Source organism: Agrobacterium sp. 10MFCol1.1, from assembly GCF_000381165.1.
GTDB classification, from domain to species: domain Bacteria; phylum Pseudomonadota; class Alphaproteobacteria; order Rhizobiales; family Rhizobiaceae; genus Agrobacterium; species Agrobacterium tumefaciens.
On the sequence record NZ_KB906073.1, the window covers coordinates 380311 to 405388 of the forward strand.

General features: G+C 58.7%; 28 protein-coding genes. 7 read left to right on the forward strand and 21 right to left on the reverse strand.

Annotation, left to right across the window (positions count from 1 at the left end; translation table 11 throughout):
* The first annotated feature begins 1 nt into the window (after position 1).
* A complete protein-coding gene (gene rhaM / locus F617_RS0106450; protein ID WP_019564798.1) occupies positions 2-325 on the forward strand; it encodes an L-rhamnose mutarotase in 324 nt (107 codons plus the stop codon).
* Entirely contained in the window at positions 322-1704 is a 1383-nt protein-coding gene (locus F617_RS0106455) for an FGGY-family carbohydrate kinase (protein WP_019564799.1), read from the forward strand. Before rhaM ends, F617_RS0106455 begins: the two co-directional genes overlap by 4 nt.
* A 55-nt stretch (positions 1705-1759) precedes the next feature.
* Here the strand turns inward: F617_RS0106455 and F617_RS0106460 are convergent, their stop codons facing one another.
* The 4 genes from F617_RS0106460 to F617_RS0106480 form a co-directional block, all read right to left on the reverse strand.
* Entirely contained in the window at positions 1760-2596 is an 837-nt protein-coding gene (locus F617_RS0106460) for an alpha/beta fold hydrolase (RefSeq protein ID WP_019564800.1), read from the reverse strand.
* A gap of 335 nt (positions 2597-2931) precedes the next feature.
* A complete protein-coding gene (locus F617_RS0106470; protein WP_003511210.1) occupies positions 2932-3627 on the reverse strand; it encodes an FkbM family methyltransferase in 696 nt (231 codons plus the stop codon).
* A gap of 164 nt (positions 3628-3791) precedes the next feature.
* Positions 3792-5726, reverse strand: a complete 1935-nt coding sequence (locus F617_RS0106475) for a bifunctional diguanylate cyclase/phosphodiesterase (protein ID WP_026330703.1) — start codon at positions 5724-5726, stop codon at positions 3792-3794.
* Between the two features lie 9 nt (positions 5727-5735).
* Positions 5736-6242, reverse strand: coding sequence for a molybdopterin-dependent oxidoreductase (locus tag F617_RS0106480; RefSeq protein WP_003511212.1), 507 nt, complete (start codon positions 6240-6242; stop codon positions 5736-5738).
* Between the two features lie 625 nt (positions 6243-6867).
* Here F617_RS0106480 and F617_RS0106485 point away from each other — a divergent pair.
* Together F617_RS0106485 and F617_RS0106490 are read left to right on the forward strand one after the other, a co-directional pair.
* Positions 6868-8304, forward strand: coding sequence for an NAD-dependent succinate-semialdehyde dehydrogenase (locus F617_RS0106485; RefSeq protein ID WP_003511213.1), 1437 nt, complete (start codon positions 6868-6870; stop codon positions 8302-8304).
* A 318-nt stretch (positions 8305-8622) separates the two neighbouring features.
* Positions 8623-9720: a DNA alkylation repair protein gene (locus F617_RS0106490; protein WP_019564802.1), complete on the forward strand. Its 1098-nt coding sequence runs from the start codon at positions 8623-8625 to the stop codon at positions 9718-9720.
* An 18-nt stretch (positions 9721-9738) separates the two neighbouring features.
* Here the strand turns inward: F617_RS0106490 and F617_RS0106495 are convergent, their stop codons facing one another.
* The 5 genes from F617_RS0106495 to F617_RS0106515 form a co-directional block, all read right to left on the reverse strand.
* Positions 9739-10764 carry a sulfate/molybdate ABC transporter ATP-binding protein gene (locus F617_RS0106495; RefSeq protein ID WP_019564803.1) on the reverse strand — a complete coding sequence of 342 codons (1026 nt, stop codon included), beginning with the start codon at positions 10762-10764 and terminating at the stop codon, positions 9739-9741.
* Between the two features lie 5 nt (positions 10765-10769).
* The gene (gene cysW / locus F617_RS0106500) at positions 10770-11657 is read right to left on the reverse strand and encodes a sulfate ABC transporter permease subunit CysW (protein WP_019564804.1); all 888 of its coding nucleotides are present in this window, start codon (positions 11655-11657) and stop codon (positions 10770-10772) included.
* A gap of 3 nt (positions 11658-11660) precedes the next feature.
* Positions 11661-12503 carry a sulfate ABC transporter permease subunit CysT gene (cysT, locus tag F617_RS0106505; protein ID WP_013761717.1) on the reverse strand — a complete coding sequence of 281 codons (843 nt, stop codon included), beginning with the start codon at positions 12501-12503 and terminating at the stop codon, positions 11661-11663.
* A gap of 54 nt (positions 12504-12557) precedes the next feature.
* Positions 12558-13544: a thiosulfate ABC transporter substrate-binding protein CysP gene (cysP, locus tag F617_RS0106510; RefSeq protein ID WP_019564805.1), complete on the reverse strand. Its 987-nt coding sequence runs from the start codon at positions 13542-13544 to the stop codon at positions 12558-12560.
* Between the two features lie 173 nt (positions 13545-13717).
* Positions 13718-14788, reverse strand: a complete 1071-nt coding sequence (locus F617_RS0106515; RefSeq protein WP_019564806.1) for an enoyl-CoA hydratase/isomerase family protein — start codon at positions 14786-14788, stop codon at positions 13718-13720.
* A gap of 281 nt (positions 14789-15069) precedes the next feature.
* Between F617_RS0106515 and F617_RS0106520 the strand changes: the two genes are divergently transcribed.
* Entirely contained in the window at positions 15070-15321 is a 252-nt protein-coding gene (locus tag F617_RS0106520) for a DUF2934 domain-containing protein (RefSeq protein ID WP_003511224.1), read from the forward strand.
* A gap of 68 nt (positions 15322-15389) precedes the next feature.
* Here F617_RS0106520 and F617_RS0106525 read toward each other — a convergent pair whose 3' ends face one another.
* Positions 15390-16193, reverse strand: a complete 804-nt coding sequence (locus F617_RS0106525; RefSeq protein ID WP_019564807.1) for an SH3 domain-containing protein — start codon at positions 16191-16193, stop codon at positions 15390-15392.
* Positions 16194-16412, reverse strand: coding sequence for a hypothetical protein (locus F617_RS28280; RefSeq protein WP_127966124.1), 219 nt, complete (start codon positions 16410-16412; stop codon positions 16194-16196).
* 39 nt (positions 16413-16451) lie between these two features.
* On the opposite strand from F617_RS28280, the gene ubiG reads away from it, so the two are divergent.
* Positions 16452-17198, forward strand: a complete 747-nt coding sequence (gene ubiG, locus F617_RS0106530) for a bifunctional 2-polyprenyl-6-hydroxyphenol methylase/3-demethylubiquinol 3-O-methyltransferase UbiG (protein WP_026330704.1) — start codon at positions 16452-16454, stop codon at positions 17196-17198.
* A gap of 82 nt (positions 17199-17280) precedes the next feature.
* Here ubiG and F617_RS0106535 read toward each other — a convergent pair whose 3' ends face one another.
* From F617_RS0106535 to F617_RS0106550, 4 genes are read right to left on the reverse strand one after another with little or no spacing between them, the layout of a single operon-like run.
* On the reverse strand, positions 17281-17709 hold the full coding sequence (locus tag F617_RS0106535) for a DUF1178 family protein (protein ID WP_019564809.1): 429 nt from the start codon (positions 17707-17709) through the stop codon (positions 17281-17283).
* On the reverse strand, positions 17706-18557 hold the full coding sequence (locus F617_RS0106540; protein ID WP_019564810.1) for a carbon-nitrogen hydrolase family protein: 852 nt from the start codon (positions 18555-18557) through the stop codon (positions 17706-17708). The genes F617_RS0106535 and F617_RS0106540 overlap by 4 nt, the downstream gene beginning before the upstream one ends.
* Positions 18558-18586: 29 nt before the next feature.
* On the reverse strand, positions 18587-18841 hold the full coding sequence (grxC, locus tag F617_RS0106545) for a glutaredoxin 3 (RefSeq protein WP_003511229.1): 255 nt from the start codon (positions 18839-18841) through the stop codon (positions 18587-18589).
* A 60-nt stretch (positions 18842-18901) separates the two neighbouring features.
* Positions 18902-19693: a ComF family protein gene (locus tag F617_RS0106550; RefSeq protein ID WP_019564811.1), complete on the reverse strand. Its 792-nt coding sequence runs from the start codon at positions 19691-19693 to the stop codon at positions 18902-18904.
* A 144-nt stretch (positions 19694-19837) separates the two neighbouring features.
* Between F617_RS0106550 and F617_RS0106555 the strand changes: the two genes are divergently transcribed.
* A complete protein-coding gene (locus F617_RS0106555) occupies positions 19838-20719 on the forward strand; it encodes a methyltransferase domain-containing protein (protein ID WP_026330705.1) in 882 nt (293 codons plus the stop codon).
* A gap of 17 nt (positions 20720-20736) precedes the next feature.
* Here the strand turns inward: F617_RS0106555 and F617_RS0106560 are convergent, their stop codons facing one another.
* The 6 genes from F617_RS0106560 to F617_RS0106585 form a co-directional block, all read right to left on the reverse strand.
* Positions 20737-20928 carry a Flp family type IVb pilin gene (locus F617_RS0106560; RefSeq protein WP_026330706.1) on the reverse strand — a complete coding sequence of 64 codons (192 nt, stop codon included), beginning with the start codon at positions 20926-20928 and terminating at the stop codon, positions 20737-20739.
* A gap of 94 nt (positions 20929-21022) precedes the next feature.
* Positions 21023-21337, reverse strand: a complete 315-nt coding sequence (locus F617_RS0106565) for a hypothetical protein (RefSeq protein WP_003511234.1) — start codon at positions 21335-21337, stop codon at positions 21023-21025.
* A gap of 162 nt (positions 21338-21499) precedes the next feature.
* On the reverse strand, positions 21500-21913 hold the full coding sequence (mutT, locus tag F617_RS0106570) for an 8-oxo-dGTP diphosphatase MutT (RefSeq protein WP_003511235.1): 414 nt from the start codon (positions 21911-21913) through the stop codon (positions 21500-21502).
* Positions 21910-22686, reverse strand: a complete 777-nt coding sequence (locus F617_RS0106575; protein WP_013761724.1) for an N-acetyltransferase — start codon at positions 22684-22686, stop codon at positions 21910-21912. Before F617_RS0106575 ends, mutT begins: the two co-directional genes overlap by 4 nt.
* A gap of 18 nt (positions 22687-22704) precedes the next feature.
* Positions 22705-23946, reverse strand: coding sequence for a bifunctional glutamate N-acetyltransferase/amino-acid acetyltransferase ArgJ (argJ, locus tag F617_RS0106580; RefSeq protein WP_003511237.1), 1242 nt, complete (start codon positions 23944-23946; stop codon positions 22705-22707).
* A gap of 92 nt (positions 23947-24038) precedes the next feature.
* Positions 24039-24902 carry a peptidylprolyl isomerase gene (locus F617_RS0106585; RefSeq protein ID WP_013761725.1) on the reverse strand — a complete coding sequence of 288 codons (864 nt, stop codon included), beginning with the start codon at positions 24900-24902 and terminating at the stop codon, positions 24039-24041.
* Positions 24903-25078: the final 176 nt, after the last annotated feature.

The following is a 25078-nucleotide window of genomic DNA, read 5'->3' on the forward strand; positions in this document are numbered from 1 at the left end:
CATGCCGGAATTAGAAAAACACGCTTTCAAGATGAAACTCTTCGCCGGCAAGCAAGCCGAATATAGACGGCGCCATGACGAGATATGGCCGGAACTGGTTGCTCTTCTGCACGAAGCGGGTGTGAGCGACTATTCAATCCACCTCGACCCGGAAACCGACATCCTGTTCGGCGTGCTGACCCGCCCGAAGAACCACGGCATGGCAGCATTGCCCGAGCATCCCGTGATGAAGAAATGGTGGGCGCATATGGCTGACATCATGGAAAGCAATCCCGATAACTCGCCTGTCGCGACTGACCTTATGACAGTGTTCCACCTGCCATGAATGACATGACAAAGCCACGCCGCGTCGCGGTCATCGATATAGGCAAGACCAATGCCAAGGTCGTTGTCATCGACACCCGAAACGGCGAAGAGATAACCGGTGACAGGCGTTCCAACCCTGTCCTTCGTGACGGCATCTATCCGCATTACGATGTGGAGATGCTCTGGAGCTTCATTCTCACCTCTCTTCGGCGGTTCGCGGAAGAGCCGGGTTTCGACGCGATTTCCATCACGACCCATGGCGCGTCTGCCGCACTTCTTGACGAAAACGGCGATCTTGCCATGCCTGTGCTGGATTACGAGCACAGCTACCCCGCAAGCGTTGCGGAAGCCTATCTCCGCATCAAGCCGGATTTTGCTGAAACCGGCTCACCCTCGCTTCCAGCCGGGTTGAACCTTGGCGCACAAATCCATTTCCAGAAAACCGCCTTTCCGCAGGAATTCGCTGGGGTGCGCAGTATCGTCACCTACGCGCAATATTGGGCGGGGCGGCTGACCGGCGTTCAGGCCACCGAGACGACCTCGCTCGGTTGCCATACGGATTTGTGGAATCCGCGGCTGAAGGCGTTTTCATCGCTGGTCGAGCGCTTGGGTATTGCGCACTTGATGGCGCCGGTGCGCTCCGCCTTCGATGTACTCGGGCCAGTCCGCGAATCGGTGGCGCTGGAAACCGGGCTTTCGGCGGATATATCGGTCTATTGCGGCATCCATGATTCCAACGCCTCGCTGCTGCCGCATCTGCTGCGGAGGCAGGGTGATTTTTCTGTCGTCTCCACCGGCACCTGGGTGGTGAATTTCGCCATCGGCGGTACGGCGGAGACGCTGGATCCCGCCCGTGATACGCTTTTGAATGTCGATGCCCTCGGGCGTCCCGTTCCCTCCTCCCGCTTCATGGGCGGCAGGGAATATGAAATGCTGACGCACCAATTCGGGCCTGCTCCGGACGAAGAAACCGAAGCCGCTCTCGGCGGCGTGCTCACCAGAGGCATGATGCTGTTGCCCAGCGTCGTCAGCGGTTCCGGCCCCTTCCCCGGCAAAACAGCGCGCTGGATTGCCGACGACAATGCCACTGTTGCTGAACGGCACGCGGCAGCGGCGCTTTATCTCGCCCTGATGACGGAGTTCAGCCTATCGCTCATCGGGCGGAAAGGCCCGATACTGGTCGAAGGGCCATTCGCCAGCAATGCGCTTTATCTCAAGGCGCTGGCAGGTTTAGCCGAAACTGAGGTCATCGCCGTCAGCGGTTCCACGGGCACCAGTGCCGGGGCAGCACTCCTCACCGGTATTAAACCACTTGCCGGCCGCGAGCGTCATTTCGCTCCCGATGCCATTGCAGGGCTTCCCGCCTATCGCAGCGAATGGCAGGCCCGTCTGGCTTGACGCAAGACGACAAAATGCGGCCGGGTATCCAGCCGCATTCCGTTTTGCAAAAGGATCAAGCCTTGATGAAGGCCAAGAGATCGGCGTTGAGCACGTCTGCATTGATGGTCAGCATGCCGTGCGAGAAGCCGGGATAGGTCTTCAGCGTACCGTTTTTCAGGAGCTTCACCGATTTCAGCGCAGAGTCCGCAATCGGCACGATCTGGTCATCTTCACCGTGCAGCACGAGTGTGGGCACGCTGATGGCCTTCAGGTCTTCGGTCTGGTCGGTTTCCGAGAATGCCTTGATGCCATCGTAATGCGCCTTGGCACTGCCCATCATACCCTGCCGCCACCAGTTCTGGATCACGCCTTCCTGAACGGTCGCTCCATCGCGGTTGAAGCCGTAGAACGGGCCGGAGGGCACATCGCGGAAGAACTGCGCGCGGTTTGCGGCAAGTGCTGAACGGAAGCCGTCAAAAACCTCCATCGGCAGGCCCTCGGGGTTGGCCTCGGTCTTGAGCATCAGCGGCGGCACGGCGGAAACCAGAACGGCCTTCGCGACGCGGCCTGCGGCTTCACCGTGTCTGGCAACATAACGCGCCACTTCGCCACCGCCGGTGGAATGGCCGATATGCACGGCATTTTTCAGGTCCAGCGCTTCTGCAACCGCAAAGGCGTCTGCGGCATAATGGTCCATATCGTGACCTTCGTAAACCTGCGCGGAGCGGCCGTGACCACGGCGATCATGGGCGACGACACGATACCCTTTCGAGAGGAAAAACAGCATCTGTCCATCCCAGTCGTCGGAGCTGAGTGGCCAGCCGTGGTGAAACACGATGGGCTGAGCATCCTTCGGGCCCCAGTCCTTGTAGAAGATGTCTGTTCCATCTGTCGTCTTAACAAAGCCCATGATCGTTTCTCCTTCGGTTGCGTTGGCATCTTCCGGTGCGATCTATGTTGTGCGCCGGTTTGATGGAGGGATGATGACGCAGGAAAACATCCGCAACAATTGCAACAATAATTCTGAATGAATTGCTGATCTGGCAATAATGGCCGTGCCGCCCGCTGTCTTACGCCCCGGTACCGGCGCTAAACGGCACCGCGACCGAAAAGTTGCGACAGAAGACGCAAACGGATTGAAATAACAAACCGGATAAGTTGCGTTTTAAATTGTAATCAACGGCGCACGGGCGCGGTCGCGACTGCACAAAGCCGGAAACGAAACTCGCTAAGTTGTTCGAACTCTCAATCCACGTCGGGATCGTATTCCCTCGGGCTGTCGTCCTTGGAAAACAACACGCAAGGGCCGCGTGAACCGCGCGGATCATAGGCGTATCCCTTGGCGGTCAGTGCCTGCATGATGTCGCGAACACCTTCGAGGCCATAAAGGTGATCGTGCAGCTCGACGAATATCCGCTCCACGCCTGCAAGCTCGGCATTGCCGAGCAGATCGCGTTCCGCGCCCTCGATATCCATCACGAGCGCCGTGATGCCCCGGCTGGCGACAAACGCATCGATATTCTCGGACGAGATTTCGATGCGCCTTTCATAAGGACCCTGATTTTCGTCCATGGACGACATCCAGAGATCCTTGCGGACATAGAAGGGATAGGTACGCGGCTCGTCGGCCGTGAGAAGTCCTTGGGAAAACACGACATTGCCACGGCAATTTGCCTTGATCACCCGTTCCGCCAGTGCCGCTGTGGACGGATTGGCCTCGAATGCCCAAACGGAAACATCCTGAATACCGGCAATGATCGAGGTTATGATGCCGATGCCGGACCCCAGTTCCAATACGCGGTCGCCGGGCTTGATGGCTTTCAGGACGCTGCGGGCCTCTTTCGCCTCATAGCTGCCGTCGGTCAGCGCCTGCCATATGACGGGCGATACCTCATCGGAAGAAAGAGGCAGGGCTACTCCATGCACATCCAGAATTTCCATATTTCCCAAGCCCTTTCTCAAAACCCGGTCTCGTCAACAGAACGATCCCGCATAGACCGCGAATGCTCTACAGTATCGGTGCGACAACCGGTATTGGTTTTCGCCGTCAACGATGTATCCCACTGAAATTTAACATGGCTTGCCCTGTTCGAAAGCAAACCCGTTCAAACGGAACTCCAGGCCACAAGCTCCTTGGCCGGCAACGGCCTGCTGATCAGATAGCCCTGTACCAGATCGCATCCCAGACGTTTGACCAGCTCATATTGCTCCTCCGTCTCGATGCCTTCGGCTATGGTGGTCATTCGGAGGCTGCGCCCGACGCCGACCACGAATTCGACGATCGCCAGCGCGTCGCGGTCGCTGGTGATATCGCGCAGGAATGACCGGTCGATCTTGATCTTGTCGAACGGCACGCCGCGCAAATTCGCAAGCGAGGAGTAACCGGTGCCGAAATCGTCCATGGCGATCTGGATGCCGACGGCCTTTAGCCGCGTTAGCGTGTTGATCGTCTGGTCGCTCTTGTTCAGCAGGATCGATTCGGTGATCTCAAGCTCGAGCCGGCTCGGCTCCAGCCCGCTTTTATCAAGGGCACCCATCACGTTCTGAATGAGGTTGGTACTGTGGAACTGAACCGGCGAGAGATTGACCGCCACCTTCATGTCCTCATCCCATCGCATCGCCTCGCGGCAGGCAGTCTCCATCACCCATTTTCCGAGCGAATGGATAAGGCCAGTTCGTTCTGCAACGGGAATGAACACGCTGGGCGGAACATCGCCGCGCACTGGATGTTTCCAGCGCAAAAGTGCCTCGAAGCCACAAAGCTTGCGGGTCTGCGTCGCCACCTGCGGCTGGTAATAGACCTCCATCTCGTCGTTCTGCAGCGCAGTCTGCAGATCAGCCTCGAAGGATTTCTTTTCGGTCAGCTGCTTTTGCATGCGGACTTTGAAAACACTCGCCCGGCCAGGGCCGATGGCCTTGGCTTCATAAAGCGCCAGATCCGCGCGCTTGAACAATTCATCCGCATCGACGGTACCATGCGATATGGCGATGCCGATGCAGGTGCCGATTTTCACCTCCTGCTCGCCGAGCTGGTAGGTCCGGCTGATCTGCTCGATAAGCTTGGAGGCGAGACGGCGCGCCGTTTCCTCATTGAGATCATCGGACACGACAGCGAATTCATCGCCGCCAAGGCGGCAAACCATGTCGTAATCACCGCCGATCCCCGAAAGGCGCTGTGCCACGGCCTGAAGCAAGGCGTCGCCCGAATCGTGGCCAAGCGTGTCGTTGACGTCCTTGAACCCATCGAGATCAAGCAGAAGAATGGCCGTCGTTCCATTGCCGCCGAAAGAGCGGCGCAACCGCTCGATAAGTTCCTGCCGGAACAGCGAGCGGTTTGGAAGGCCCGTCAGCGCATCATGATAGGCATCATGCTCCAGCCGGACATTCTTGGCCTGCAATTCAAGCGTGGCGGCGCGCAGATCATCGGTCAGCCCGCGCATGCTTTTCTGCGCGCGGTTCAACAGATCGTTCTGGCGAAGCAGCAATATCACCAGCGCGATGCCGCACAGGATCAATCCGCCCGCAAGCGCGGTGTAGACGATATGCAGCTTGCGCACGTCCTCATGGGCCGTATCGATCAGATTGACGTCATAGGCGACCGACGACGAAGCCAGCGTCGTCATCGGCGCATCGAGCGAGCTCATCTCGGAGAGCAGATCCGGAACATCCCTTGGCTCCAGGGTGTTCATCTGCTGTTCCAGGCGGGCCAGAACCGCGTCAAGGCGGGTTACGAGATCCCGCCATTGCTGTTTTTCATTGATGAAAGCACCGAGGTTACCCTGCTTCAAGAGCTCCAGGCGGCTTAGCATGATGTCCATGCGCAGCTGCAATTCGTCCCGGTCTATGACACCGGGACTGAGCGCAAAAACGGCCAATTTGTTCTGAAGGCGGAGATACTCCGCCACGGTCTGACTGACCGCCCACGAATCGTTATAGCGGGCAAATTTCTGCAGAGCGGTCTGACGCTCGGCAATGACGAAAGCGATATAGCCCGTTGCCAGGACGAAGCAACAGATGATCACCGCCACAAGTTTTCGCAAACGGCACCTTTATTCCACTATCAATTTGGCAACTTGCCATGCGGACCGCGAATAATAGGTCTGCTTCTGCAATTCCGGGTCGCTATCATAGGGATAGATGACAAACAGCGGACCCTTTTCGCGAACTGTCATGTAGTTGCCATCCAGCTTGATCGCGAGGATAACGTTAAATTTCTTAAAATCCTCAACCGGTATGGTGCTCACATAATCGTTGAGTGCAACTGCCGTTACGCTGGTGCCTTTTGCGCCGACGAGATCCATCAACTTTGCCAGTGACACGCCGTCAAAACGAACGCGGCCATCGTGCCAGGGCGTCGTGGTCTCCACCGTCACCATGCCCAATCCCTCCAGCATGTCGCGATCGAATACCGCAGCGCCATCGGCATTGGTGTTGGTGATGTTTCCGGAGATGGTCAATATCGGCTTGCCTTGCGGCTTGGCGATCGTCCCGGCCTCGGCACAGGAAAGCCACATGAGCGACAGAAACGCACTGAGAAGTACCCGGGCGAAACTCATACTCTTTCTCCATCTAGCGTTCAGGTCGAGGGGTTTTCGCCAACCTCTGAGGGTCAAGGGAACCGACGCTCGCAATATATATCAGGAATGAATGTTATATCCTTAGTGAGATTTTATCCGTATTTTCTCTAGGTTTTGAGTAAACCGTTTGGATAATTTTTCCGTCTTATTGTACTTTTTTACACTTCACGCCCTGTTATGACGCAAGCAACACTACAAGTTACGTCTTCGTATCAATCCGTCTGGTGCGACAAAGGCCAAATTGCGGCATATGCGTGATTGCTTAACAACAGCAACACATGATTCGCGCGTATCGGACAAGACCAATGCGCGTTCGGCATCCGCCTGCCTGTCAGGCAGGAAAGCCGAGAGACAAGTTTCGCATCACAGAAAAATCATGGCGATTGCCAGAGCGAACGGTTGAAACATACCGTACGCAACTTAATATAAGAGCTGTCATTTCCGTTTCCGGCAATTTCAGCTTCCTCTTGCCGGAAATGCCCAGACGCCCGTTCCGCGCAGCGCAAGCGGCGATACCGGATATAGTCCGGTCAGGAAAATTCTGTTCACGTCTCCGGGCTGGACGGCACCCTGCCGTATCGGCCGCATCATGAAGGTAGTCCCTATGCACACCTATCCCGACATCAAACTTCTCATTGATGGCGAATGGCGAGACGCCGTTTCCGGCAAGACGATCGCCGTATCCGACCCTGCGACCGACGAAATCATCGGCGCGATCGCCCATGCCGAAAAGGCGGACCTCGATCTGGCGCTTGCCGCCGCCGAGCGTGGCTTCAAGGTCTGGCGCGACACCTCGCCCTTCGAGCGTTCCAAGATCATGCGCAGGGCAGCCGACATCCTGCGTGAGCGCAAGGACAAGATCGCCTATATAATGACCCGCGAGCAGGGCAAGCCGCTGTCGCAATCGGCAACCGAAATCATGGGCGCCGCCGATACCATCGACTGGTTCGCCGAAGAAGCACGTCGCACCTACGGCCAGGTCATCCCGGCGCGCGCAACCGGCGTTTCCCAGCTTGCCATCAAGCTGCCGGTTGGTCCCGTCGCGGCGTTTACGCCATGGAACTTCCCGATCAACCAGATCGTCCGCAAGCTTTCGGCTGCCCTTGCCACGGGCTGCTCCATCATCGTCAAGGCCCCGGAAGAAACACCGGCATCGCCGGCGGAACTGATCCGAGCGTTTGTGGATGCGGGCGTGCCGGCGGGTGTCATCGGTCTCGTTTACGGCGTGCCATCCGAGATTTCGGAATATCTGATCCCGCATCCGGTCATCCGCAAGATTTCCTTCACCGGCTCCACGCCGATCGGCAAACATCTGGCAGCGCTTGCCGGCAAGCACATGAAGCGCGCCACGATGGAACTCGGCGGTCATGCGCCAGTGATGATCTTTGACGATGCCGATATCGAAAAAGCGATCGAGGTGACCTCGCTTGCCAAGTTCCGCAATGCCGGTCAGGTCTGCGTCGCTCCCACCCGCTTCCTCGTGCAGGACGGTGTGGCGGATCGCTTCCTTGAAGGTTTCGTGGAAGCCACGAAGGCGATCAAGGTCGGCAACGGCCTGGAAGAAGGTGTCGTCATGGGGCCGCTCGCCAATGAGCGCCGCATCCCAGCGCTGGAAGGCCTGATCAACGACGCCGTTTCCCATGGCGCGGAACTGAAGACCGGTGGCCGCCGCATCGGCAACAAGGGCAACTTCTTCGAGCCCACGGTGCTCGCCAACGTGCCCGTGACAGCCAAGATCATGAACGACGAGCCCTTCGGTCCCGTCGCCATCATCAACCGCTTCTCGACATTCGATGATGCCATCAACGAAGCGAACCGCCTGCCTTTCGGCCTTGCCTCCTACGCCTTTACCAGCTCGGTCAAGACTGCGCATGCGCTGGGCCACCAGGTCGAGGCGGGCATGCTGACCATCAACCACAACGGCCTTGCGCTTCCCGAAGTCCCCTTCGGCGGCGTCAAGGATTCCGGTTATGGCACGGAGGGCGGTTCGGAGGCGGTTCAGGCCTATCTGGAGACGAAATTCGTCAGCCAGATGAGCTGAAGCTTTGGATGCAAGCTCAGGGCGGATGACAATATCCGCCCTGAACCTGAATTTGGCGAACCCGGAATCTCCACGCATCGTCACCCCGGACTAAATCCGGGGTCCAGCGCGATCAAGTCATTGACCGCAAAAGACTACTCACCGCGCAGGCGCCCAGTGGCCGGATGCCGGATCAAGCCCGGAATGACGGAGTGAAAGACCTTCGTCAATCTGTGAAGAAGCAAGATTTGCTATGTCTTTTCTTCGGTAGTACCACCTTCCCTTGCCTCCGTCCTCATCATGCCCTAAAAGAACAAAAAGTGAACCTTGAGAGGCCCTATGAGCGAGACAGCGGCACCCGCGTTGAAGGAAATCTTCAACCACGAAAAACTGCGACACATCGCCGATCAGACCAAAGCCGTTCATGCGCCTTTCGATGCTCCCGCCTTCATGGCGCTTGCCACGACAAATCTCGAAGCGCTGGGCATCATGCAGCGCATGCGGCAGGTGGCGACCAGCCTGCACGCCACGCTTCCCGGCGACTATGCCCGCAACATCGAAATTCTGACAGCCGCAGCACCCGGGATAGGCAACGGTTTCGCATCCATTTCGCTGCCGGAATATGTGGCGCTTTACGGTCTCGACGATTTTGATCTTTCCATGCAGGCGCTGCAATATTTCACCCGTTTCGGCTCCTCGGAATTTGCCATCCGCCATTTCCTGCAAAGGGATCTGGCCCGAACACTTGCCGTGATGGAAAAATGGTCGCAACATGACAACGAGCATGTGCGAAGGCTGGCGAGCGAAGGCTGCCGGCCGCGCCTGCCTTGGTCGTTCCAGCTCAAAGCCCTGATCGATGATCCCTCACCGGTCACCGCGATCCTTGATGCCATGAAAGCTGACGAGGCGCTTTACGTGCGCAAATCCGTCGCCAATCATCTGAACGACATCACCAAGGACAATCCCGCTTTCGTGCTGGCACTCATCGACACATGGCCGAAGGAAAACCCGCATACACGCTGGATCGTGCGGCAGGCCTTGCGCACTCTGGTCAAGAAAGGCGACGCTGCCGCACTCGCCCATTTCGGCGCCCATAAGGAGGCTCAGATTGCGCTTTCGGCGTTTCAGGTTTCTCCTGAAAAGGTCGCTCTTGGTAATCCGGTGCGGATTTCAGCTTCTTTCACCTCGACGGCAGAAAGCCCGCAGAAGCTGGTGATCGATTATGCCGTGCATTACGTGAAAAAGAGCGGTGACGCCTCCGCGAAAGTCTTCAAGTGGAAAGAAATCGAGTTGCAGCCGGGCGAAACATGCACGCTCTCGATAAGCCGCGCCATGCGTGATTTCACCACCCGCAAGCACTATGCGGGTGTTCACAAGGTTGACCTGATGGTCAATGGCAGGCTGGCGGCCGAGGCCTCTTTCGAACTGCTGATATGAGGCTGGCGAGAGCGTCCCTCAAGCCGCCGGGAAAATCTTCGCACGGCGGATGATGACGGAACCGCGATCGCCTGCCGCGACATCATTTTCCGGCGGCACGTCGAATTCCAAGAGATCGCCGCCATCTGTGCTGGCAATCACCCGCCGCTCGCCTGCCCGGTCGAGAACCCGCGAAACCGAGGCTGGAATGCCCTCGTACAGATCTTCCCATTCCAGGTCGGAGGGACGGGCATAGATCTCGACGGCGCCATCCGCCTGACCATAGGAGAAAGGCAGTTCGTTGTCACCGACATAGACCTTGCCGCCGCGCGCCACGCCGGACACACGGTTGGCATCGCCGAGAAAGCGCATGACGAAGGCACTGTTCGGCTGGCGGCAGACTTCCTTCGGCGTGCCCTGTTGCACGATCTCGCCCTGATTGAGGATGACGACGCGGTCAGCGAGATCCAGTGCCTCTTCCTGATCATGTGTCACGAAAATCGTGGTGATGCCCAGCGCGCCGTGAATTTCACGCAGCCAGCGGCGCAGGTCGCGGCGCACATTGGCATCCAGCGCGCCGAAGGGTTCATCCAGTAGAAGCACTTTGGGATCGACCGAAAGCGCACGGGCCAGCGCCACCCGCTGCCGTTGCCCACCGGAAATCTGCGCCGGGAACCGGTCGCCCAGACCGTCAAGCTTGACCAGGTTCAACAGTTCCCTGACCCGCGCGTCGATCGCGGCCTTGTCGCGCTTCACCTTCGACACCTTCATGCCGAACGCGATGTTTTCATGCAGCGTCATATGCGGAAAAAGTGCGTAGTGCTGGAACACGAAACCGACGCCGCGATCGCGCACCGGAATATTGGTGGCGTCCTCGTCTCCGAAAAAGATGCGGCCGCCATCGCTATATTCGAGACCCGCGACCATGCGCAAAATCGTGGTTTTGCCTGAACCCGAGGGGCCGAGCAGCGCCAGAAGCTCGCCACTTTCAATATCGAGCGAAACATCGCGCACCGCGCGGAATGTATCGAAGGTCTTCACCACATTTTCGAGGCGGATTTTCATGGGAATCAGGTCTCCGTGGCGATGGCGGCACCGCCGCTGGTCTTCTTGGCCCCGCGCCCGGCGCCGCGCCCTTCCAGCGCCACCTTGGCGATGATGGTGATGACAGCGAGCAAAGCGAGGATGGAGGCCGACGCAAAGGCGCCCGCCGTCTGGTAATCGTGATAAAGCAGCTCGATATGCAGCGGCAGCGTGTTGGTCTGGCCGCGAATATTGCCTGACACGACCGACACCGCGCCAAATTCACCCATGACGCGGGCGTTGCACAGAACGACGCCGTAGAGCAGCGCCCATTTGATATTCGGTAGCGTCACCGAAAAGAAGGTGCGCCAGCCGGATGCGCCAAGCGAGGTGGCCGCCTCCTCCAGATCGCGGCCCTGCGCCTGCATCAATGGGATCAGCTCGCGCGCCACAAAGGGTGCCGTGACGAACATCGACGCGATGACGATGCCGGGTAGTGCAAAGAGTATCTTGATATTGTGCGCATCGAGGAACGGCCCAAACAGCCCCTGCAGCCCGTAAACGAAGAGATAGGCGACACCGGCAACGATCGGCGAGATGGAGAAGGGTATCTCGATAAGCACCAGCAGGAAGCGCCGGCCGGGAAAATCGAATTTGGTGATCGCCCATGCGGCCGCGACGCCGAAGGCCGTGTTGATCGGCACCGCAATCAGCGCCGTCAGCACCGTCAGCATGATGGCGTGGCGGGTATCGGGGTGGGTGATGGTGGCTGAATAGACCTTCCACCCCTGCGAAAAAGCCTCGACCCCGATGATGGTCAGAGGAGCGACAACCAGGAACGCGCCGATGACGAGCACAAAAGCGATCAGGCTACGGCGAACCCAGGGCGCGTCACCGACGCGCGGTGGCTTGCGATGCGAGGAAATGGCGCTCATGTCTCAGCTCCTCACCGTATAACGAAGCGCACGCGCCTGCAGGTAATTGGTCACCGCCAGCATCACGAAGGCCGCGATGAGCAGCACGGAGGCGATGGCGGCGGCGGCCTGATAATCATATTCCTCCAGCCGGATGAAGATCAGCAGTGCCGTAATTTCCGTTGAAAACGGCTGGTTGCCGGCAATGAAGATGATGGCGCCGAACTCACCGAGGCTGCGCGCGAAAGAGAGCGAGAGACCGGCCAGCAGAGCTGGCGTCAGAAGCGGCAGGATGACCTTGCGGAAGATTTCGAGATCGGAACCGCCGAGTGATTGCGCCGCCTCCTCCAATGCCGGATCGAGGTCTTCGAGCACCGGCTGCACGGTGCGCACGATGAAGGGTAGACTGGTAAAGGCCATGGCCACCATGATGCCGAGCGGCGTATAGGCAACCTTGATGCCGAATTGCGCAAGCACCGAGCCGAACCAGCCGTTACCCGCAAACAGCGTCGTCAGCGCAATGCCGGCAACGGCGGTGGGAAGCGCAAAAGGCAGATCGACAATTGCATCGACAAGGCGCCAGCCGGGAAAGCGGTAACGCGTCAACACCCAGGCGAGCGCCAGTCCGAAAACGACGTTGAACAAGGTCGCGGCCAGCGCGCAGAGCACGGTGACCCGATAACTTGCGACGGCGCGCGGCGAAGAGATAATGGCCCAATATTCGGCTGGCCCGAGGCTCGCCGCCTTGAACACCAGCGCCGAGAGCGGCAGAAGCACGATGATGGCGACGTAAGTGAGGGTAACGCCGAGGGACAATTTAAGCCCCGGCAGAACATTCCGCTTCAAACCCCGCCCCCATTTCATCATAAAGCGACCCGGCAGTTTCCCGCCGGGTCTTTTACCTGTTGCATATCGTCGTGATTAACGGCTGCCGTAGAGCGTATCAAGCGTCGCGCCGGACGCAAAATGCTCTTTCTGGATTTTATTCCAGCCGCCGAAGACGTCATTGACGTTGACGAGGCGAATGGCCGGGAACTTGTCCTTGAACTCGCCGACAACCTTTTCGTTGTGAACGCGATGGCCGAATTCGGCAGCAATGCGCTGGCCCTCTTCGGTGTAGAGGAAATCGAGGTAGCTCTTCGCCAGCTGGCGCGAGCCGCGCTTGTCGACCACCTTGTCGACCACGGCGACCGGGAATTCGGCGAGCAGGCTGACGGAAGGCACCACGCCCTCAACCTTGTCGGCGCCATATTGCTTGGCAATGCCGCGGGTCTCAGCTTCGAAGGTGATCAGCACGTCGCCGATTTCACGTTCCACAAAGGTGGTGGTGGCGGCGCGGCCTCCGGTGTCGAAAACAGGGGTGTTGTCGAAGATTTTCTTGACGAATTCCTGAACCTTCTTCTCGTCGCCGTTGAACTTCTCCTTGGCATAGGCCGTGGCGGCGAGATAGGTGTAACGGGCGTTACCCGAAGTCTTCGGATTGGGGAAAACCACCTTCACGTCGTCACGGGCAAGATCGTCCCAGTCCTTGATGTGCTTAGGATTACCGGCACGCACGAGGAAGGACGGGAAGGAATAGAACGGCGAGGCGTCGTTTGCGAAATCCTTCTGCCAGTCGGCGGAAACGAAACCCTGCTTCACCAGAAAATCGACATCCGTCACCTGGTTGAAGGTGACGACATCAGCTTCCAGACCCTCAACGATGGCACGCGCCTGCTTGGAGGTGCCGGCGTGCGACTGATCAACCGTGATACCCGGATGCAGTTTGATGAAAGCTTCGTTCTCGGCTGCGAAAACCTCACGGGCAACATCGTAGGAGGCGTTGAGAATGGTGGTCGGAGACTGCGCCTGCGCCGCACCTGCAAAAAGAGCGGCAATGGCAGTGCCGATGATGAGAAGACGTTTCATGAATACCCCCGGAAAATCGAATGGTCGTCAACATAACGGGGGGCGACAACGCCTGCGAGCAACAGCCGTGCGTTAAGCAGAAGCGTATTAGAAATTTCACCCAAGCAACATCAATTCGAAAGGTGATGATTTCATATATGTCCGCAAGCCGGATTTCTTTTGCGTTGCGCAATCTAAAGGCGGTGCTCGGGAAAGAGATTACCGGAGTGTTTGGTAAAATATGGCAGAAGGTCTTCTTCACGCACCTCTTCCAGCTGTGCCGGTCGCCAGCGCGGATTGCGGTCCTTGTCGACCAGGGCCGCACGCACGCCCTCATAAAAATCATGACCCCGCAATATCTCCGTGCCGGCGGCAAATTCCCGTTCGAGGCATTCGATGAGGCTGGCGCTTTCCCGCCCCAGGCGCAGCAGCTTCAGGGTTAGTTTGAGACTGGTAGGGGAGCGTTTTTTGAGAATTTCCAGACTGTCGCGCGAAAACGTATCGTCACGCTCCGAAAGTGCTGCGAAAATCTCCTCGACCGTGTCGAAACGGAATGCCGCGTCGATGATCTCACGGTGTGCCGACAGGACCCCCTCACCAGCTTCGACGGCATAAGTTCCGATTACCGCCTCGACACCATCAGGATCGAGCGCTTGTGATAGATTCTCCACCAAATCTGTAAGGCGCGCAGAAGGGACGAAACAATCGGCAAAACCGGCGTAGATCGCATCGGCAGCAGTGACCGCATTGCCTGTCAGCCCCAGCCAGGTGCCGCATTCGCCCGGCGCTCTGGGCAAAAGCCAGGAACCGCCGACGTCAGGGAAATAGCCGATACCGGTTTCCGGCATGGCAAGCTTCGTCCGCTCGGTGACTATGCGGTGGCTGGCATGGGCGGAAATGCCGACGCCGCCACCCATGACGATGCCGTCCATCAACGCGACATAAGGTTTACCAAAGCGGGCAATACGATAATTCAGCGGAAACTCTTCGCGCCAGAAATCCGGCACCTGCGGATCGCCCGCTTTGCCGAGATCGTGAATGATGCGAACGTCACCCCCCGCACAGAGCCCCCTGTCGCCTTCCCCTGTCAGCACCACGCAGGAAACGTCAGGGTCATCCTCGAAACGGTGAAGCGCCTGGAGCATGGCACGAACCATCGGCAGCGTCAGGCTGTTGATGGCTTTCGGACGGTTCAGGTGGATGATGCCGGCCCCTCCCCGTCTTCCGATGACGACCTGCGTCTCCGCTTCCGTTGCAACTTCCAAGGTCGCCTCCTCCGCTACCGTTCACCAGCCCATCTTGGAGGTCCGGGCGCGATCACGCAACGTTGATCTTGTCCTTCAGGAACGTCTTTCGCTCAAACCGCTTTCACCCGCGTAAAATGCCTGAAATCCGCTTTCGCAATGCAGCATGTTTGCTTGACGCCCGGAAAATCATGGCATGTAATGGAGTTTGAAATGCCGGCATTGATTCCTGTCGAGCGTGTGCCGGACCAAGCGGAATGTCGCCTTGTCAAAGGCGTTGTCAACAGCAACGGGAGACGAGCATGCAGGTTTCGGAACAAGAGTGGATCAGCAAACGGGCCTATACACTTTGGGAAAAGGAAGGCCATCCACATGGCCGTGACGCGGACCATTGGGAACAGGCAAAGCATGAATTTTCGCTGCTGAAGACATCGGAGGCGACAAAGCCTGCCCAGCGCAAGAAAGCAGCGCCGAAGACCGCTGCTGCGGAGCCGGAGGCAGAAGCCCCCGCAAAACCCAAGGCCCGCGCACGCAAGGCCGCAACCGCGAAATAAAAGTACTCTCGTGATAATCTGAACCGGCAAATGAAAAGCCCGACGAAATCTCGCCGGGCTTTGTCTGTTTATCGCGGATCGCAACCGGGATCACCGACCCGGCAACCGCCCTGAAAGTTTTCCGAGGCGGGCGCGCGGCGTGGATCATCCCACTGGCGGCGCTCCGGACGACGATGGCCTTCGTCCTGATTCGGCTGGCGATCGCGATTGCGGTCGCGGTTTTCTTCCTCGAACCGAGGACGGTCACCATCTCGACGCGGCCTGTCCTGGTTTCCGTCGCCCCGGTTTCTGTCACCCTGGTTCCAGTCGCCGTAACGGCGCTCCCAGCGGCCATCATTCGGTCCACCGCCCTGACGCGGATCGCGCCATTCATCCCGGCGGCCATCACGCCATTCGTCGCGCGGACGCGGGCGTTCCCAGTCACCGCGCGGCGGCGGAGGCGCAGCATTCCAGTAACCGCCTGATGGCGGCGGACGACGCCAGCGGTCACGCTCGCGGTAGAAGTCACGGTCACGATAATAACGATCCCAATAACGACCGGCTTCGAAGGTGATCACGGGAACGCCGAGATCGCGATAATAACGCGGTTCAACGTAAACCCGGTTCTGCCTGAACGTCGTCTGGATGTAACGACCGGCGACCCAACCACGACCGCTGACGAAAGAGACGTCGCACCACGGCGTATCAGACAGGCAGCCATGTACCGTCAATGGTGCGCCGACCGGGATCACGACCACGGCCGGATAGGCTGTGCTCGGACCGGAGCGCATATTCACATTCGCGGTGGCAAAGCCGCGAGTCGCAGCTTCGGCAAGGGCCGGCGCGGCGAGCATGGCCACCAGCGCAATTGCGCCAAACAGTTTTTTCTTCACTTACTTCTCCTCAAGCAAAAGCCCGCTTTGCCCTTGTCGGCGTCCACCAATTTCGATGGACGAGCATGCGTTCCACATACTGCCATGACTGGAAAATACGCCGCGTTCCATGAACGCAGCATGAAACAAATCGCAGCCCGTTTCAGTTCCACCTGCGGCAATGAAGCACCCGGGAATTTGCCGACGGAATGTGCCGCCGGTCTTGACTTCGGGGATCAATCATCCGACTTCAATGCAACAGCAATATGGAGCAGAACCATGAGCGAAACCGCACAGACGACCGTCGACCAGAGCGAAGTGGATCGCTTCTCCGCGATGGCTGCGGAATGGTGGAGCCCGACGGGCAAGTTCCGGCCGCTGCACAAATTCAACCCGGTGCGGCTTGAATATATCCGCAACCGCATCTGCGATAATTTCGGCCGCGACCCGAAGGCGCACCGCCCGCTTGAAGGGCTGCGTGTGCTGGATATCGGCTGCGGCGGCGGCCTGCTTTCCGAACCCGTGGCGCGCATGGGCGCGGACGTGGTGGGCGCCGACCCTTCAGAAAAGAATATCGGCATCGCCTCCACCCACGCCCGTGAAAGCGGTGTCAGCGTCGACTACCGCGCCGTGACCGCCGAACAGTTGCTGGAGGCGGGCGAAACCTTCGACGTCGTCCTCAACATGGAAGTGGTCGAGCATGTGGCCAATGTCGATCTCTTCGTCACCACCTGCGCGAAAATGGTGCGTCCCGGCGGGCTGATGTTCGCCGCCACCATCAACCGCACGCTGAAAGCCCGCGCGCTCGCGATCTTCGCCGCCGAAAACGTATTGCGCTGGCTGCCGCGCGGCACCCACCAATATGAGAAGCTGGTTCGCCCGGATGAGCTTGAACGGCCGCTGGTGGCCAGCGGCATGGATATCGTCCACCGTACCGGCGTCTTCTACAACGTATTGCAGGACCGCTGGAACCTCTCGCCGGACATGGAAGTCAACTACATGATGCTGGCGAAAAGACCCGCGTAAAGCTAGCGCACCCAATTCTCCGGTCATGAACGACGGATGACGTCGCCCCAAGTGGTGGACGTCATCAAAATCGTAGGCAAACTCAATTCACATCATCGGGCAGCACTGGCAACGGTGCAATCTCGATGCCCTCGTCAATCAGGGCCTTCGCGTCCTGGGCAGACGCGTGGCCGATGATGCCGCGTTCGTCGGCCTCGCCATAGTGGATCTTGCGGGCTTCTTCGGGAAATTTATCGCCGACATCTTCCGCATTCGCGCGGATATTGGCGACCGCCTCGCGGATTTTTGCGATAGCCTCTTTTTTGGCCATGTCCATGGCGAGCGACTGGCGCTCGTCTTTTTTGCGGGCGGTGGAGACCGAGGGCGCCATCAGAAGTTTGGAAACCTGCGGGGAATTGCACATCGGGCAGGACAGGAAGCCGCGCTGCAACTGATTGTCGAAATCGTCGCTCCCGGAAAACCAGCCTTCGAACTCATGGCCCTTTTCACAGGCCAACGCATAACGGATCACGCCGCCTCACCTCCAGCAGGAATAACCGTGTCCAGTCCGAACTCGCGGGCATTGCGCAGATTGGGGATTTTTCCGCGCGCGGCAGCCACGAGAGACGTGTCGATCTCTGCGAAAATGATCTCTTCCCCGGCGCCGCCGGCCATTGCCAGCACCTTGCCCCAAGGGTCGATGATGATGGAATGGCCGAACGTGACCCGTCCGTCCTCATGCAGGCCGGCCTGTGCGGCGGCAATGACGAAAGCGCCGTTTTCAATGGCGCGGGCACGCAGCAGGATTTCCCAGTGGGCTTCACCCGTCTGGCGGGTAAAGGCGGCCGGAACCGTCAGAACCTCGGCGCCGGCGAGTGCCTCCGCCCGGAAAAGCTGCGGGAAGCGCACATCGTAGCAGATCGCAAAGCCGAATTTCCCCAGCGGCAGTTCGGCAACGCGAGCGACAGCGCCGGGTTCGTAAGCCGCACTTTCGCGCCAGCTTTCGCCATTGTCGAGATCGACATCGAACATGTGGATCTTGTCATAGCTGCAGATACGCGAACCGTCAGGCGCAAACAGAAAACCGCGATTGGCAATCTTGCCATCCGGGCGGGCAATCGCTGTCGAGCCGACATGGACATGGATGCCGAGTTCGCGTGCCAGCCGCGCGGCGGTCGCAACGATGATATCGCCATCGTCGTCACGCAGCTGGGCGCGAAGCGCCTGCCTGTCCTTCTGGAGAGCGCCGGTCATTTCCGGCGTCTGAACGTAGACAGCGCCCGCAGCCGCAGCAACACGTAGCAGGCGCTCCATATCGGCGGCGTTTTTCACCGTATCGACACCCGAGCGCATCTGAATGGCGGCAGCCTTGAAAATCATCACGTCCTCCGTATCGAAAATCGAGCCGATTAAGCGGCAAGCATAACGTCGAGTTTGCCAGCACGCTCCAGTGCATGCAGATCGTCGCAACCGCCGATATGCTGGCCGTTGATGAAGATTTGCGGGAAGGTCGTTCCGCCGGATTTCTCGATCATTTCCTGCCGGTATTCCGGCGTCGTCGTCGCGTTATATTCGGCATAATCGACGCCCTTGCTGTCCAGCAACGCCTTGGCGCGCGCGCAATAACCACAAAAATCCCGTGTATAGATCGTTACCGGTGCCATGTATTTCGAAGCCTCGCAAACGTGTGCTGAAACGCACGATATCCTCGTTTCATTCAGGCTTCATATAGGGCCGGAAATGGCCATTGCAAAGGTCAAAACGGTCACATCCGTGGCACCCGCCTTCCGCAAGACGCGACTTGCCGCGCCCACCGTCGCACCAGTGGTATAAACATCATCCACCAGCACCACTCGCTTGCCATAAACATCGGTTTTTCGGCTGGGCGCTATTGCAAAAGCACCCCGCACATTGTCCTGCCGGGCAAGCGCGGAAAGCCCTACCTGCCGCTCGGTCGGCTTCACGCGCAACAGCGTGCCGGCAAGCAGCGGTTTGCCGGTGGCCTTGGCCAGATGCCGTGCGAGCTCAGCGGACTGGTTGAAACGGCGACGCCAGAAGCGGTGGCGATGCAGCGGAACCGGCACGATGCAGTCGCAGCTATCAACCGTTCCGTCGCTTGCCCGCAGCATCCAAAGCGCCATGAAACGCGCAAGATCGGTCCGGTCCTGATATTTCAGCCGGTGCACGAGTTTACGCGCGGTTCCCTCATGGCTGGCAACAGCACGCAAACGGTCGAAAGGCGGTGGGTCGGCGATGGCTTGTGCGCTTACAACACCCGCGCCGTGATCCCGGGAGAAGGGGATACCCAGAACCTCACAAAAAGGCCGATCGATAAAGGCCACATCCCGCCAGCAATCCGCACACAGGGCACCCTCGCCGCCGGTCATGCGGGAACACCCTGCGCAAGTGGGCGGATAGACCATGCGGAAGGCCGAGTGCAACACGCTGCGTGCCGCCACCGACACCGTCGCGGACTTCGACAGCAATCCCGAAAACAAATCTTCACCAGCGCCCATGAGGTTGACTTTAGCGCCGAACGGGTGCCTTTGCGAGAGAGATATGTTTCGGCCTCTGACCGGAAAAACAATGCCCGAAGCGGCATGACAGCAACGATGCGGCCCGCCGATCCCAAAGGCGCTACAGGCCGAGCAGGCACGACGATGGATATTCTCTTTGACCAGTCCCTGATCGAACAAAATCGCCGCCGGGCGTGGAACCGGCGTGACGACAAGGCCCTGTTTCTTCTCGACATGGCCGCCGACGAGTTTGCCGACAGGCTCGCCATCGTCGAGCGCCGTTTCGAGACCGCAATCGAACTGCACGGCGGGACGGGCATCACCGCCCGGCGCTTGACCGAGACGGGCAAGGTGGATGCTATCCGCCGTATCGAGACGGATACCTCCTTTGCGACGGATGGGAATCTGCCGCAGGTGGCCTCCATGGAGCATCTGCCGCTCGAAGAAGCCTCTGCCAATCTCATTGTTTCCCCGCTTGCCCTCCACCTCACCAACGACACCCCCGGTGCGTTGATCCAGATAAGGCGGGCGTTAAAGCCGGACGGACTGTTTCTCGGAGCCATTCCCGGCAGCGGCACATTGCAGGAACTGCGCGACGTGCTGTTGACGGCAGAAGCCGAGTTGACCGGCGGCGCCAGCCCGCGCGTCATTCCCTTTGCCGATGTGCGCGATGTTGGCGCACTGTTGCAGCGTGCCGGTTTTACGCTTCCCGTCACCGACGCGGAAACTTATACGGTGCGTTACGACTCGATTTTTCCGCTGATGCGCGATCTGCGCGCCATGGGCATGGCCAATCCGCTGGCAAGCCGCAGCAGAAAACCGCTCAATCGCGCTTTTTTCCTGCGGGCAGCGGAGCTTTACGCCGAACGTTATTCCGATCCGGACGGGCGGATCAGAGCCACGTTTTCCATCATCTATGTCTCAGGCTGGGCACCGCACGAGAGCCAGCAGAAACCGCTGAAACCTGGTTCCGCCAAAATGCGCCTTGCCGATGCCTTGAAGACGACCGAAGTCAAGCTTTCCTGATAGGCGTAGCGCAGGCCTCAGATGTTGGCAAAAGTATCGGCGAGGAACTGGAATACAGCATTGATGGTGCTGCCGATGGTGGTTCCGCCACCGATGATGGCGGCGGAAATAACGCCGACGATCAGGCCGTATTCGACTGCGGTCGCGCCGTTTTCGTCTTTAAAGAAACGAATAAAACAATGCAGCACGGGATATTCTCCATCCGCCATCCGGTGCTTACGCTAACCGGCATTATATATTGCTAAAATCGAATTTATACTATGCCACGGGCATGAGGAATCCGTTACCTATGATGGTAAACGATCAGCAACCGCTCTCGCTGCTATAGCCCGTCACGACACAGGGCATCTCGGGCATCGGCTGGGTTATGCTGCGGCGGATGGAATAGGTCTTGCCAGCATCGGTTTTCTTGATGGAGCCGGTGCTTATCATGTCGTAATTGTCGGAGAACTGCGCGACGCGCGTTGATGATTTTCCGGCAAGCATGGGGGTGACGATCAAGGAAAGAGCAATCACAGCCGTCCCGAAAAGCAGCGCGACATTAAGAACGCCGGTGCGACGGGATTTGTTGGAGTAAGACTGACGACCTTCCACCGTCTTCCAGAAATCCTCGTTCATAGCCAACCTCATACGCGCAGTTTACCGCTTCTTTAGCTTAACAATCTGCCAGAGGGTGCTGAACGATCTGTTAACACAGCCTCGTTTTGGCACGGTAAAGCGGAGTTACGGGATGTTTTCAACAGGCTGCGCGAGGGGATGGAACCCGCCAGGAAGTTCGCTTTAAAGCAAATCCTGAAGGAAGGGGATGAGCGGCTCGTCGGCCGGCGGCATCGGATAATCACGAAGAGCCTGCGGCTTTACCCATTTAATTGCCTGTCCTTCGCGCCCATGGGCCATGCCTTCATAACGACGGCACACGTAAAGCGGCATCAGCAGGTGAAAAGTCTCGTAGGTATGGCTGGCGAACGTCAGCGGCGCAAGGCAGGCTATCTTGGTCTTGATACCCAGCTCCTCGTCCAGCTCGCGGACAAGGGTCTCCTCCGGTGTTTCGCCTTGTTCCACCTTGCCGCCTGGAAATTCCCACAGGCCGGCAAGCGACTTGCCCTCAGGTCGTTGCGCCAGAAGAATACGGCCGTCCTGATCGAGAAGGGCGCAGGCGGCAACCAGCAGGATTTTTTTGCCCGCTTCGCTCATTCTTCACCAGCCTTGCGCCAGTAGCGATAGGAATAGGCCTCGGTGAAGCCGAATTTTTCATAAAGTGCAATCGCGGGCGCATTTGTGGAGACGACCTGCAACCAGGCGCTTTTGGCGCCGCTGATGCGGGCCCAGCGCAGTGCTGACGCCAGCAGCTGCGTGCCGAGGCCCTTTTTCCGCTGCGACTTCTCGACATCGAGGGAAAGAATGCCGGCAAGATCGTTATCCTGCACGCAGATAACGGTGGCAAGTGCGCTGCCCCCTGCTTCTTCGTTGATGAACAGGCCAAGGGTCGGCTTGATCGAACTGAGGATTTCAGCGATCGCCGGGCGCAGGGTCGGGTCGCCATCGCTGACCTTGATGCTCGCCTCGACAAAACGGCCAATATCGTGGCTCGGCAGGCTGACCAGCGTTTCCGGCAGTTCCATGCCAGCGAGATCGGCCGTCATGACCTTGACCTCCTCAACCATGGACCAGCCGTCCTTTACCAGAAAATCCTTGAGCTGCGGCGGCATCAGCGTCGTTTCGCGCACCACCAGCGGACGGCCGAAATCCTCGAAGCGCTTGCGCGCCTTTTCCAGCCGCACCGCGCAGTTTCCATAATCGGAAGGATCGAGCGGCACCACGCAATTGATGCGTTTGGATGGATGCGACCCCGTCAGGCGGATTTGCCAGCTACCGTCATAAATCACCGACGAGGCCGGCCATGCCCGAAAGCTGACTGCTTCCAGACGGCGAACCAGCGGCAGATTGACGATTTTATTGTCCTGCATTCTCTTCGGCTCCAACGGTCAGCTCCGGTAGTCGCCGTTGATCGCAACATATTCCTTGGTCAGGTCGCACGTCCATACGGTGGCCTTGCCCTCACCGAGACCGATGTCAACCTTCACCGGGATGTCTTCCAGCCGCATCACGGCGGTGGTTTCCGCTTCCGAATAATCCGGATCGCGTTCGCCATTGACGGCAACGCGCACGCCGCCGAACCAGATGGCAAGGCGATCACGGTCGGCCATTTCACCGGATTTGCCCACAGCCATGACGACGCGACCCCAATTTGCATCTTCGCCGGCAACCGCGGTCTTCACCAGCGGTGAGTTGGCAATCGAAAGGGCGATCTTCTTGGCAGCGACATCGTTTTCCGCGCCGGTAACGGTGACTTCGACCATCTTGCGTGCGCCTTCGCCATCGCGAACCACCTGCAGGGCCAGATCTTTCAGGAGATCGTTCAAGGCGGCGCGGAAGGAGGAAAGCCGCTCGTCATCGGCGCGCGTCACCTTGACCTGACCGTCCTCAGCCGCCGCACCTGTCGCAAACAACATCAGCGTATCGGAGGTGGAGGTGTCGCTGTCAACAGTCACGGAATTGAAGGTCGGGCCGACACCGGCGGAAAGCAGTGATTGCAGCGCGGCCGGATCAATATCGGCATCCGTAACCACGAAAGAAAGCATCGTCGCCATATCGGGCGCGATCATGCCGGCACCCTTGGCGATACCGTTGATGGTGACCACGACACCGCCGATTTCGGCCGTGCGGGTCGCGACCTTGGGATAAGTGTCGGTCGTCATGATTGCCTTGGCGGCTTCCTGCCAGAAATCGGCTTCGGCCATGCCCTGCATGTCGCCCAGAACCCCGGCGAACTTGGTGGCATCAAGCGGCTCGCCGATTACGCCGGTCGATGCCAGAAACACTTCATTTTCAGAGCAGCCGACTGCAGCGGCTGCGGATTTCGCCGTCAATTCGGTCGCGGCCTTGCCTTTGACGCCGGTAAAGGCGTTTGCGTTACCGGAATTGACCACCACGGCACGCGCCACGCCGCCGCCGAGATTGGCGCGGCAGAAATCAACGGGGGCCGAGGGGCATTTCGATTTCGTGAAAACGCCAGCCACGCTTGCCGGCTTGTCGAACACCATCAACAGAACGTCGGTCCGGTTCTTGTACTTGATGCCGGCGGCAGCCGTCGCCATGCGAACACCACGCAGCGCGGGCATGTCGGGATAGGATTTCGGAGCGAGCGGGGAAACGGCAACGGACATGGGAAAGCGCCTGAGATTCTGGAAACGGGGAGGGTTTGAAAGTGCCTGAGATGAAGCGGGGCGGCCTGTGGCCGCCCCGTAACATGGTTTTATTACTGCTGCGGCTGTGCCTGCTGTTCCTTCGTGGCTTCGTCGTAGCCCTTCTTCAGCGTCTCATCCATGATTTCGATCTTCTGGTCAGCCTTTGCCTTCTCGATGAGGGCAACGTACTTGTCACGCATGACAAGCTGACGAACCTGCGGCTCGACCTGCTCGAAAGCCGGCGGCGGTGCGATGCGCTTGTCTTCCAGCTTGATGACGTGGAAGCCGAACTGCGTCTTGACAGGCGTCTTGGTGTAGGCGCCCTTTTCGAGACCGAAAGCGGCCTCTTCGAATTCCGGAACCATGCGGCCCTTGCCGAACCAGCCGAGATCGCCGCCATCATCCTTGTTGGAGTCGGTCGACTTTTCCTTGGCAAGTGCTGCGAAATCCTTGCCCGCATCAAGCTGCTTGATGACGTCCTTGGCTTCGTCTTCGCTTGCAACCAGAATATGAGCTGCCTTGATTTCTTCTTCCTTCGGCAAGGCTGCGACTTCCTTGTCGTAGCGCGCCTTCACCTCTTCATTGGTGACAGCGTCAACCACATGCTTGCGGAAATAGGCGTTGTGCAGCTCACGGTCCTGAATGAACTCCATGCGCTTCTTGAAGTCTTCGGTCTTTTCCAGACCTTCGGCGCTGGCATTCTTCACGAGGAGCTTGACGTCGATCGCGCCGGAAAGGGCTGCGACCTTTTTCTGCTCGTCGGGAAGCTGAGCGAGCTGCGGATCGAGATTGCCCATGGCAAGGTCGAGTTCGGACTGGTGGATTTCCAGATCGCCGACCTTGGCGACAACCTTGTCTTCCTGTGCAAAGGCAGGAAACTGGAGGCCGAGCGTGGCCACAATCACCGCAGCCGCAATTTTATTATAGCGCAACATTTTGAACCTTTCGGGGACAATGCCGGCTCCAGACATGGTTTCCGGCTCTGAAAAAACTTCCAAACACCGGATTGTGGCCATTCTGTAACGGGCAGAACCGTTGACATCATTTGCCCCCCCTCTTATCTGTCACGCAACCTCGCGTCCAGATACGTTGAAGGGCGAAGTCCGTCATT